At 35.3% G+C, this 8217-nt stretch carries 8 protein-coding genes; 6 read left to right on the top strand and 2 right to left on the bottom strand.

Going from position 1 to position 8217, the window contains the following annotated elements:
- Positions 1 to 719: 719 nt before the first annotated feature.
- Positions 720 to 953 (top strand): hypothetical protein, encoded by a 234-nt coding sequence (locus JR050_RS13340; RefSeq protein ID WP_204204004.1) that lies wholly within the window; start codon positions 720 to 722, stop codon positions 951 to 953.
- A 12-nt stretch (positions 954 to 965) separates the two neighbouring features.
- Positions 966 to 1508, top strand: coding sequence for a CBO0543 family protein (locus JR050_RS13335; protein WP_204204003.1), 543 nt, complete (start codon positions 966 to 968; stop codon positions 1506 to 1508).
- Here the strand turns inward: JR050_RS13335 and JR050_RS13330 are convergent.
- Together JR050_RS13330 and JR050_RS13325 are read right to left on the bottom strand one after the other, a co-directional pair.
- A complete protein-coding gene (locus JR050_RS13330; protein WP_204204002.1) occupies positions 1505 to 2242 on the bottom strand; it encodes a LytR/AlgR family response regulator transcription factor in 738 nt (245 codons plus the stop codon). The genes JR050_RS13335 and JR050_RS13330 overlap by 4 nt on opposite strands.
- A 122-nt stretch (positions 2243 to 2364) precedes the next feature.
- On the bottom strand, positions 2365 to 4653 hold the full coding sequence (locus tag JR050_RS13325; RefSeq protein WP_204204001.1) for an MHYT domain-containing protein: 2289 nt from the start codon (positions 4651 to 4653) through the stop codon (positions 2365 to 2367).
- 157 nt (positions 4654 to 4810) lie between these two features.
- On the opposite strand from JR050_RS13325, the gene JR050_RS13320 reads away from it, so the two are divergent.
- From JR050_RS13320 to tsaB, 4 genes are all read left to right on the top strand, one after another.
- Complete coding sequence (locus tag JR050_RS13320; protein WP_204204000.1) at positions 4811 to 5953, top strand: trans-sulfuration enzyme family protein; 1143 nt, start codon at positions 4811 to 4813, stop codon at positions 5951 to 5953.
- Positions 5954 to 6067: 114 nt separating this feature from the next.
- Positions 6068 to 7045, top strand: coding sequence for a thiamine-phosphate kinase (thiL, locus tag JR050_RS13315; RefSeq protein ID WP_204203999.1), 978 nt, complete (start codon positions 6068 to 6070; stop codon positions 7043 to 7045).
- 10 nt (positions 7046 to 7055) lie between these two features.
- Entirely contained in the window at positions 7056 to 7514 is a 459-nt protein-coding gene (gene tsaE, locus JR050_RS13310; protein ID WP_204203998.1) for a tRNA (adenosine(37)-N6)-threonylcarbamoyltransferase complex ATPase subunit type 1 TsaE, read from the top strand.
- Complete coding sequence (gene tsaB / locus JR050_RS13305) at positions 7511 to 8206, top strand: tRNA (adenosine(37)-N6)-threonylcarbamoyltransferase complex dimerization subunit type 1 TsaB (RefSeq protein WP_204203997.1); 696 nt, start codon at positions 7511 to 7513, stop codon at positions 8204 to 8206. The genes tsaE and tsaB overlap by 4 nt, the downstream gene beginning before the upstream one ends.
- The last annotated feature ends 11 nt before the right edge of the window (positions 8207 to 8217 follow it).

The following is an 8217-nucleotide window of genomic DNA, read 5'->3' as shown; positions in this document are numbered from 1 at the left end:
CAGTACGTGAGGATCTGAACGAATGAAGCTGACGAAGAGATTCGCCGCTCATTTTTGTCCGAACCCGAACACGGAAGTTAAGCTCGAGCGCCGATGGTAGTTGTGACGCAAGTCCCTGTGAGAGTAGGACGTTGCCAAGCAAATGAGAAAGAGTAGCTGTTGATCAGTTACTCTTTTTTTGTTGGTTTTTATAGTCCGTCATGACGTAAAGTTTGGAGTAGGTACAATATATGGTGAGGGCAAAAAGGAGCAAGAAGGTCGAGGGAAGCAAAATGAGAGAAGACCGGAGCGTATGACTGTACGTGAGGATCTGAGTGAGTGAAGCCGACGAAGAGATTCGCCGCTCATTTTTGTCCGAACCCGAACACGGAAGTTAAGCTTGAGCGCCGATGGTAGTTGGGTCGCAAGTCCCTGTGAGAGTAGGACGTTGCCAAGCAACGTGAAAAAAGAGTAACTGTAAATCAGTTACTCTTTTTTGTGTATATAAGTCTATAAAAATTCAACTTCAGATAAGTAGATACTTATATAATGGCATAATGAGAAGGCCGTAAATGTAGGGCGTAGTAAAGGTAGATAGAAGGATAGACGTTTTTAAAATTACTCAATCTCAACATCTTATACAAAGAATCAAACATTTGATGTAACACAAACATAAACAAAACTAAATATTCCATACTATCATGGTATCTTAATAAATTTTGGAAGGGAGAAGGTTTTTTATGTCGGTGATTCTATTACAAAATCATAGGGATGTTCTCATCGTAGAGGAAACAAACTTCCCGATTGTATGTCTTAGTATTTATACAGATGATGAGCGCGTGACACAAATTAAGCTAGATTTGAATAATTTGGACGACCATGAAGTGGAATGTCTTACTGAGAAATTCTCCTCCCAAAATCATGAATGGGCCATAGAACCAGCGGTCCACTACTGCTTCGGAATTCAGAATTAAGGAGGAAGCAATATGGACCATTTTACAGAAATGCTTAAGGTGAAGCAAAGGTTAGGGGAGGCAAGAATTGAATATTACAGTACACATGTACTATTTGAGCCACAATGGTGGACGTTATTAGTTATTTTTATTGCATTTTGGTTCTTATGGGCAAAGCTCCATAGCAGGAATGAAGTACGGGAAAATATCATTGTTGGCTTATGTGCAGGAATAATTGCGACCATTCTCGATGACCTTGGGACTTCTTTCGGACTATGGGCGTATAAATATTTTTTAATTCCGAATACACCAAGACTAAATGCGGTGAATTTATCTGTTATTCCTGTTTGTTATATGCTTATTTTTCAATGGTTTAAACCATGGAAATCTTACATATTAAGCTTAATTATTTTGGCTTTTGGCGCATCGTTTATATCTGAGTCTGTATTAGAAATGGTAGATATATATGCACCTTTTCAATGGAAGCATATTTATTCTTTTCCGATTTATATTCTAATTGGTGTAGTATTAAAGTGGATTGTAGATATAATAAGTAAATTGGCAAAAACAAATTAATAAACATCCGCTATCTCTGTCAATAACTGTTGAACATTTGTTAACTTTAAACGAGAAATTTGGGCAGTTTTATTTGAGTTTGTAAAATGTGCAATATACGATTCACCAAAGGCTTCAATCATGGTAACTTGTTTTAAATTTACTAAGTAAGACCGATGTGTCTTATAAAAGAAAGTGTGTAACTTGTTCTCAAATTCGTGTAAGGGATCATTTGATTCAACTTTTTGATTTCTTGTATGAATGACTGTTTTACGTCCTTCTTTTTCAATAAAAAGAATATCCTCTAAATTTATATAAAGAAAGGTTTGACCTGATTTTATTGTTATTTTTTTATCAATTTGATTGGCATGTTGTGATTTCAATGTTTGAAAATTAATTTTTGCTTTCCCTAATGCTTCGGATAGCCTTGTTCGATCTATTGGTTTGGTTACATAATCTGTAGCTGAAATATTAAAGGCATCTACTGCATATTCATTATATCCAGTTGTAAATATCACTTGAAGAGTAGGTAGGAGACCTTTGCATATTTTCACAGCTTCTAATCCATTAAATCCAGGCATGTTGATATCGACAAGAACAATATCAGGCTTTACCTTTATAACAGTATTAATTAGTTCCTCTCCATTTTTTGCTTCATCTATAATTTCAAAATCTGGTAATAACTTTATAAAGTGATGTAATAGTATTCTTGAAGTAGACTCATCATCAGCAATTACAATCTTTAGTTTTTCCATAATCGTCACCTCCTTTACTAAGCTTTTCCAATCTTAACCAAAATCTACAATCGTAGTACCAAATAGGTACTATAGTCCTTATTTACTTATATCTCACCAAGACTATTGAAATTTCATTAGTATCAGGAGGACTTTGAATGCTCATGGTTCAATGCAAGTGGTAGACTAAACCAAAAGGTACTTCCTTTTCCTAACTGACTTTCGACTCCTACATTTCCATTCATTAAATTTACTAATTCTTTAACCAGTGTTAGGCCAATTCCTATACCATTACCGGTAAATTCATTAATTCGATAAAATGGCTTAAAAATATGTATTAACTCTTTTTCATGAATACCGACACCATTATCTGTAATACTTACCATTACATAATCTTTTACAATTGAACAAGAAATAATGATTTTTCCTTTTGATCTCGTGTATTTAATTCCGTTATCTATTAAGTTTATTAAAATTTGCTTTGTTCGGACTGGATCTAAATAGACAAGGTTATGTGGTAGTATAATCTTGTTAAACACGATAGAAATTCCTCTATTATCAGCTAAGGGAGCCAACATTCGAATGGAGTCTTCGATGATACTAATCAGACAGGAAGATTTTAATGCCAAATTCATTGAACCAGTTTCTATTCTAGATAGATCTAATACATCGTTAATTAAGTGTTGGAGATGTCTACCTCCATTTAGTATTTCTTGAATAAATTCATGCTGTTGACTAGTTAACGACTGATCTATTTCTAGTAGTTGGGCAAAACCCAAAATAGAATTTAAAGGAGTTCTAAGCTCATGGCTCATTTTTGATAAGAATAATGATTTAGCGGAATTCGCTCGTTCTGCAGCATCCTTAGCTACTAAGATTTCTGTATGTGACTCTCGAAGTTTTATTTCATGTATTTTTTGAACAGTTATATCTGAAAAAGTAACTAAAGCTGCTTTTTTATCTTGAGTTGTCAATGGTCTAGAATTAACGGTAATCCATCGAATAATTGACTCTCCAGACATAACGCCTATTACTTTTCCTTTAACAGGTTCATTTGTTCTTAATGTAATTTTATAAGGTAAATCGTTATTATCCATCACTACTCTTTCTTCATCCACATAAGTAAGGTCATCAAAGGAATTAAAATTTTCATCTATCACAATTTCGAGTAACTCTGAAACTTGTTCATTAAGCACATTGAAACTTCCATCTTCATAAAAGAGGATAATACCTTCAGCCATTGTACTTAGTATTGCTTCATTTAATTCTTGCTTTCTTCTTTTTTCTTCTTGAACTTGCTGAATTTTTTGCTTTGTTATTGTAAGTTCTGTAATGTCTTTAGCTAATAAAAATCCACTAGTAAATTGACCATCTATTACGATAGGAGCTAATGTACATGAAAAAGAATGTTTAAATTCACCTATTTGAATGGAAGCAATGAACGGAAGAACCACTTCTCCTTTTAGCATTAGTTCAAAACTATTCTTCATCAATGGTTGATCATTTTTATCAAAGATAGAATAAAAGACAATAGGTTGATGATTAAAACTTTGTTGCAGAAATGCTTTTCCTTTTTTATTGATATTGCTAATGACTCCACTTTCATTAAATGTGAACACAAGATATGGATTGTATTCAAACAAGGATTTGAATTGTTCTTCAGATAATATACGTCCTTTTATGGCAAGTCCTCGATCCCAATATGCATTCACTATGATTAAAATTAAAATAAGTAAGGAAGTAACACTAATCAAATATCCTAAGTCACTGGTAGTGAGATGTAAGAACATGTCCTGATTACTAGGTTTAAGGTGCTGTTTCTCTATAGTATGGATACGGAAAGCCTTCATACCAATATAATGCATAGATGATATGCTAGCCCCCATTAATAATGATCCTATTATTTTTTTTAAAAGGTGATATTTTTGCTCTAAAGGTTTGCAATAAAAAGATACTGCAAGGGAGACAAAAGAAACAATAACAGATACTAATATAGATAACAAAACGAGAAAACGATCATAGCTTACAGCAGAATTTACTTGCATGGCCGCCATTCCTAAATAATGCATAGAGGAAATAGCAGTACCCATTAGAATACCTGCAATGATAAACCAACCAAATGAAAGTCGATTTAGATTAACGGTTAGGAAAGAGAAAAAAGAAGCAACAATAGCTGATATCATTGAAAAGATTGTTAATGTTAAGCTGTACTTAACTGAAATTGTTGAATGATATGCTAGCATGCCAATAAAGTGCATGCACCAGATCCCCATCCCCATCACGATGGCACCCAACACTAACGTTTTTAATTTTTGAGATGATGGATTTTGTGAAACTTTAGATGATAAATCTAAGGCGAAAAATGAAGATAAGACAGCTATAAGTACAGATAGTAATACAAGCTTCCAGTCATAATGTAAAGTATGTTCCAACACCAGCATCTCCTTTCTTTTCTCTTTATCTGTTTACCCAAAAATGGACATAATTTAGACTCGATAATCATGAATTTGTACAAGAAAAGACTTCATTGACTTTCTTCCTTTATAAGAGTAAAGTTCAAATTAATATGGGACAGTGAGGGGAAGCGGAATGGACTTTTATACGAAAAACGTTCATTATTCAAAGAAATCAAAAGACCAAATACATAGTAAGGTTACGCCAATTTATCAAACGAGTGCGTTTACGTTTCGTAGTTTAGAAGAGTTAGAAGGTTATTATGAGGGGCAAGGGAATTATTTATATTCACGTGTAGGGAATCCGAATACTGATGAACTAGGCCAAGGTGTGGCAGCTTTAGAAGGTGCTGACGCGGGTGTGGCGACATCTTCTGGATTATCAGCTGTACTTGTAAGTATTCTGTCAGTTGCTCATGCTGGGGATCATATCATTGCAAATGATGATTTGTATGGTGGGACTTTTCAATTGATAGCGAAAGAGCTTCAGGAGGTTGGAGTTGAGGCGTCATTTGTTTCTTTTGAAAATAAACAGGAGATAGTGGCTGCAATTCGACCTAATACTAAAGTGATTTATAGTGAATCTGTTACGAATCCATTATTACGAGTAGAAAATTTGAAACAGGTCGTCGAAATTGCAAAGGAATATAATTTAGTTTCGATTATTGATAATACATTTGCAACCCCATTTTTGTGTAAGCCACTTGAAGTTGGAGTAGACTTGGTAGTTCATAGTGCAACGAAATATATTGGTGGGCACAGTGATGTGACAGCTGGTGTTGTAGTCGGTAGTAGTGCACTCATGGATAGGGTGACCCAAAAGGTTGTAAATTTAGGTGCGAATTTAAGTCCTTTTGAAAGTTGGCTTGCTTGTCGAGGACTAAAGACATTAAGTATTCGTATGGAGAGACAATCACATAATGCGGAAGAACTTGCTAAAGGTTTAGATGGATACAGGGGTGTAAAAAAAGTATATTATCCGACTGGTTTATCTCCTCTTGGTAATGGTGCCATGGTTTCAATTGAATTAGACTCTTCACTTTGTGATGTTAATACTTTCTTCAGTTCACTAGGGTGGATTAAGATTGTTCCGACTCTCGCTGGTATCGAAACAACAGTTTCGTATCCAATCGCTACTTCTCATCGAGCTTTATCCCAAGAATCACTAGATGAGTTAGGGATTACGAGAGGACTTGTACGTATTTCTGTAGGAATTGAGAATGATCAAGATATTGTCTCTGCATTCCGTCAAGCTATTGATCAATCATTACAAAAGTAATAGCTCAAGCTAAATTTATTTGCTTTTTTTCAATAATAATAAGAAAATGACAATAGAACCCTTGGTATACTCTAAGGGTTTTTTAATGTTAACATAACTTAAAGTGGTGCTAATATGGGAATTAAAGATGAATTTGATTTTATAAATAAGATCTCGTCAAATCAACAAATACCAAAGAGTGTTATAGAAGGTATTGGGGATGACGCTGCGATTATTCGACCTCATCACAAAATGGATACTGTTGTTTGTAAGGATACGATGGTTGAAGGTGTACATTTTAAACGGGAGACGATGAAACCACATCATATAGGACATAAAGCATTAGCCTCTAATATTAGTGATATTGCAGCAATGGGGGGGATTCCAACATTTTATCTCGTGTCCATTGCTATTCCGTCAACATGGCAGGAACAGGAGTTACTCGATATTTATTGTGGAATGAGTGAACTTGCTAATCAGTATGAAATGACGTTAATTGGTGGAGACACTGTATCGATTGAGGGACCATTGGTTGTAACGGTTACAGTTCTTGGTGAAATCGAACAAGGGAAAGTTTTGAAACGAAGTAATGCCAAACCAGGTGATTTCGTTTTTTTAACTGGGAATGTCGGAGATTCGGCTGCAGGTTTACATATACTCTTATCAGATAACACTAGTAATAGAAAACATACAAATTTATTAAACAGGCACCAACTGCCCTCTCCCCAAGTAAAAGCAGGAAGGATTCTTAAAGGTTTACCTAGAGCTTCAGCGAATGATATTAGTGATGGAGTGGCAAGTGAAGCAATAGAGATTGCTACAGCAAGCCAAGTAAATATTGTGATAGATGAATATGCGATTCCTCTTTCAGAAGAAATACTCTCATTTGGGAGAAAAGAAGCGATTCAATGGGCTTTATATGGTGGAGAAGATTATGAACTACTAGGTACAGTTTCCCCGGAAAATTGGGACCAGCTTTTACTAGAATTTAATAAAGAGAATATACGAATCACGCATATTGGAAACGTGGTAAGAGGTACAGGTAGGGTGTTTCTAAATAATAATGGAGAATCAATAGAATTGAAAAAAGCAGGATACAATCATTTTGGGTAATGGTGATAACATGAAGAGTTTTGAATGGATAACAAATAGTGAAGAAGAAACAAGAGAATTAGCGTATAAGATAGGGGAACTTGCCAAACCAGGTGATGTCCTATTACTTGAGGGTGATCTTGGGGCAGGTAAGACTACTTTTACAAAGGGATTGGCTAAGGGATTAGGTATTACACGAAACGTAAATAGCCCAACTTTTACGATAATAAAGGAATATCAAGGGCGACTACCTTTATACCATATGGATGTATATCGTATGGATGATTCATTTGAAGATCTAGGTTTTGATGAATATTTCAATGGGGAAGGTGTGTCAGTGGTAGAATGGGCACATTTAATTCAAGATCAGCTCCCCACAGAATATGGACTAATAACGATTAAACGAGTAGATGATACAAAAAGAACGATAACGCTTGATGCAATTGGGGAGCGTTATGGAATGTTAGGCGAGGAGTTAAAGACACAATGATATTAGCAATTGATACGTCGACGAATGTAATGGGAGTTGCCATTATAGACAATCATCAAGTGATTGGTGAGTTCATCACAAATATTAAGAAGAACCATTCAATTCGCTTAATGCCTGCCATTGAAAAATTAATGAAGGATTGTGATATAACACCTAAAATGCTTCATAAAATAGTTGTAGCGAAGGGTCCTGGATCTTATACAGGGGTAAGAATTGGTGTAAGCATTGCAAAAACAATGGCCTGGAGCTTAAACATTCCCCTTATTGGAGTTTCTAGTCTTGAGCATATAGCTTGGAATGGGAAGGGCTTTGATGGGTTTGTTTGTCCGATTATGGATGCACGTAGACAGTTACTATATACGGGTTTATATGAAACAGATGGTGCTGGGGTAAATATGGTCATTGAGGATCAAAACGTGCATATTGAAAGTTGGTTAGAGCAACTGAAGGAACGTTTGAAACCAGTATTATTTATAGGAAATGATTTGCCGATTCATGAAGAGACGATTCAAGCAAAACTTGGTAATCAAGCATTGTTTGCTGAGTTCACAGATTGGAACCCAAGACCATCATTACTAGGTTTAATTGGTGCAAATAGAGAAGCAGAATTGACTCATTCTTTTGTACCAAGCTATCTTAGATTAGCGGAAGCTGAGGCCAATTGGCTTGCATCGCAAAAGACTTCAAAGTAGGGGGAATTCGA

This window comes from Bacillus suaedaesalsae, assembly GCF_016890225.1.
Classification (GTDB): Bacteria; Bacillota; Bacilli; order Bacillales; family SA4; genus Bacillus_BS; species Bacillus_BS suaedaesalsae.
Note: the sequence above shows the minus strand (reverse complement) of the source record. Positions and strands in the feature narration are given on the sequence as shown.